The 3,663-nt window shown below is 38.6% G+C and carries 1 protein-coding gene; it reads right to left on the bottom strand.

All coding sequences use genetic code 11. The annotated features are described in order from the left end of the window. Positions 1-873: 873 nt before the first annotated feature. On the bottom strand, positions 874-3,360 hold the full coding sequence (locus tag ACWXWT_RS20120; RefSeq protein WP_456043347.1) for an EAL domain-containing protein: 2,487 nt from the start codon (positions 3,358-3,360) through the stop codon (positions 874-876). Between the last annotated feature and the right edge of the window lie 303 nt (positions 3,361-3,663).

A 3,663-nucleotide genomic window follows, 5' to 3' on the forward strand; every position in this document is an offset into this window, starting at 1 on the left:
CAAAACCGTTTTGGCAAGGGTGTTTGGTCGATTTATTCATTCATTCCCCAGTGATGAGATAAATCAAGCAAACAACAAAATAGACTAATTATAAGCGCAAACATCTTGCACCCTTGCCACTTTATCGCTCCACCGTTAGCCACTTGAAGGACGGCTAACGTAACAGTTCAGGCGTTATTGGTCCCCAGACTCTATTACCAATAACGTCATTTTTATTAAGATATTTTAGCTTTGCCATTGACGGCGCGACTGTCACCTTAACAGAGCTAAATATCAAAACCGTTTTGGCAAGGGTGTTTGGTCGATTTATTCATTCATTCCCCAGTGATGAGATAAATCAAGCAAACAACAAAATAGACTAATTATAAGCGCAAACATCTTGCACCCTTGCCACTTTATCGATCCACCGTTAGCCACTTGAAGGACGGCTAACGTAACAGTTCAGGCGTTATTGGTCCCCAGACTCTATTACCAATAACGTCATTTTTATTAAGATATTTTAGCTTTGCCATTGACGGCGCTACTGTCACCCTAACAGAGCTAAATATCAAAACCGTTTTGGCAAGGGTGTTTGGTCGATTTATACATTCATTCCCCAGTGATGAGATAAATCAAGCAAACAACAAAATAGACTAATTATAAGCGCAAACATCTTGCACCCTTGCCACTTTATCGCTCCACCGTTAGCCACTTGAAGGACGGCTAACGTAACAGTTCAGGCGTTATTGGTCCCCAGACTCTATTACCAATAACGTCATTTTTATTCTAACCTATTGGCTTACAACCAAAAAAATGCAAACAAAAGCCCCAACACAGAGAATGCTATGGGGCAATTTTCTCTAAACTCAACGTTTTTGCAGAAAAAACTATCACTTATTCAACGGTTGATTTTACACTTTTGTGAACATTGTTCTGCAATATAAACGCTTCAAAATCGGTCGTATTTAATGGGCAACTAAATAAGTAACCTTGTCCCAGATAACATTCTAATGAGATTAATGCCTGACGTTGCTCTTCTGTTTCGACACCTTCAGCGATTAACATCAGCCCCATTGATTTACCCAACGAAATAATCGTTTTAACAATCTCGTAGTCATGTTTATTGTTGAGCATATCTTTAACAAAAGACATATCAATCTTCATGACATCGACGTTAAATTTCTTTAAATAAGCGAGGCTTGAATAGCCCGTACCAAAATCATCGATAGCAATCTTGATACCCAATTCGGTTAATTTACTCAGCTTGTTTTGCATTTCTGCAGCATCAATCATTAATGCAGTTTCGGTAATTTCTAACTCAAGTAGCTGTGCCGGTAACGCATTACTTAATAATGCTTCTTTAATCACACAAGCTAAATCAGGATCAGCAAACTGTGCTGCAGCAACATTAACAGAAATGGGGATTTCGTATCCCATATCCAGCCAACGTTTAGCCTCCGCACAAGCCTTATTAAGCACTTGCTTACCTAACATAATAATCAAACCAGACTCTTCCGCTAATGGAATAAACTCTGCTGGAGAAATAAACTCTCCCATATCATTAACTAACCTAACTAGCGCTTCCGCACCTATAATAGCATCGGTCTGAAGATCAAACTTAGGCTGATAATGTACAAAAAGCTCATCATTGATTAGTGCTTTTCTTAAACGAGTCTCTAAATGATGACGTTCCATAATAGAGTGTTCTAAATCATGTGAGAAATAACAAAAACGATTACGCCCTTCCTGTTTGGCCCGATACATAGCAACATCGGCATGCCTCATTAATTCCTCAGCATCTGCAGCATCATTCGGGAACACACTAATACCAATGCTAACAGATACGTTAAACCTTTGATTATCAAGAATAAAAGGCTCGTGCATTGCTTCAACCAATTTAGAAGCTAATTGCGACGATGTGTCAACAGAGTGAGTATTGCTCATTAAAATAACAAATTCGTCTCCGCCTAATCTCGCCAACGTATAGGATGCAGGTATCAAGGAGCGTATCCGTTTTGCCATCAAACAAATAAGCTCGTCACCATATTGATGCCCTAAAGAATCATTAAGGTATTTAAAATGATCAATATCAATCAATAATGCCGCTGCCTTGGTGCCGTAAGATACTGCTGTTGAACACGCCACGCTCAATCGATCTTGAAGTAATATTCGATTAGGTAAATCTGTTAGTTGGTCATGATTAGCTAAATGGCTCATCTTTATTGCCATTGCCATTGCCTCACTCACATCATGGAATACCATAATGGCACCAATAACTTCACCATTTTCATTTCGAATTGGGGCTGCAGAATCTTCTACAGCAAATACATGCCCACCACGTGAGGTTAACTGACTATTTAATGCCATCGCCACAATGCGTTGCTCTCGTAGTGCTATATATAACGGGTTTAATAGTGTCTGCTTGGTATCAGTATCTTTGAGGTACATGACATTTTCAATTTTCTGATGTTGTGCATCCTTTAAACGCCAGCCAGTCATGCGTTCTGCAATTGGGTTCATAAAGGTAATCAAACCTTTAGTATCTGTGGCTATCACAGCATCACCAATAGAATTTAGCGTCACTCGTAAACGTTCTTTTTCAGAATATAAGGCTAGTTTTGCGTGTTTAACTTCAGAAACATCAATTACAGTAACCAAATAACCATCAATGCCTGAACTTGACTTCATCTTAGACTGGAATACTTCATAAAAGCTCACACCAACACTTTCTGGAACAGTGACAATATACTTTAATGCTTCAGAAGTGATGTGGCGATGATGATTTAAAATAGCCGTACTGAGCTCAGCAGGGAAAATGTCTGAAATATGCTTACCATTAACATCGCCGACTAAAGTGTCGAACCACACACCGGCATAATCATTACTAAAAAGATTTTTACCTTGATCATCCCAATAAGTCACAAGCATAGGTACTTGATTTACAAGCTGCTGTAATTCTTCTTTGGCTTTAACCATTAACCGATTTTGTTGCCTAAACTTGAGTTGTGTATTGACTCTTAAGCAACAAATAGGGGCATTAAAAGGCTTGGTAATAAAATCAACACCACCGCTTTCTAACGCAAGCTTTTCAAATTCAGGATCGGTGTGGCCAGTAATAAAAATAATCGGAATATCGCTTAATAATGCGTTAGCTTTAAGTGCACGACATACAGCCCATCCATCCATATCAGGCATTTCAATGTCGAGTAAAATCACGTCAGGGTTAATTTTTTCTGCTAACGTGAGCGCCTTACTACCTGACTCTGAAAAATAAACATTACCAAGAGATGACAAAATTCCCTCTAACACAAAGATATTGTGTATATCATCATCAATGATTAGTATTTTATAAACGGTATTGGCCGAGCCTGATAACAACATATTTCAATAACTCCTTTATTTTCAAACATGTATCGTCCTTAATTTCAAAGAAGATGTGCTAACACCATCTGTTTCATAATAGCTTATTTTTTATTTCATGTCCGTATAAACGCCGCCATCAACAGTGTTTGTCATCTTGCAGGGTGAAAACTTCGCCAAATATACATACTTTATGCTAATACCAATCCTATTAAATATGTGATCTTTCAGCGGGAGTTCAAAGTGCTGTAGGCAAGGCAGATGATTGAAGCGAATAGTGATCCTCGGTAACAAGCTCCTGCGTTACTCTACCTCCAGCATCTG

This window comes from Shewanella sp. A22 (assembly GCF_053850585.1).

Excerpts from the sequence above, each read along its gene's own strand:
- ACWXWT_RS20120 (WP_456043347.1), bottom strand. The coding sequence starts at position 3,360 with ATGTTGTTATCAGGCTCGGCCAATACCGTTTATAAAATACTAATCATT.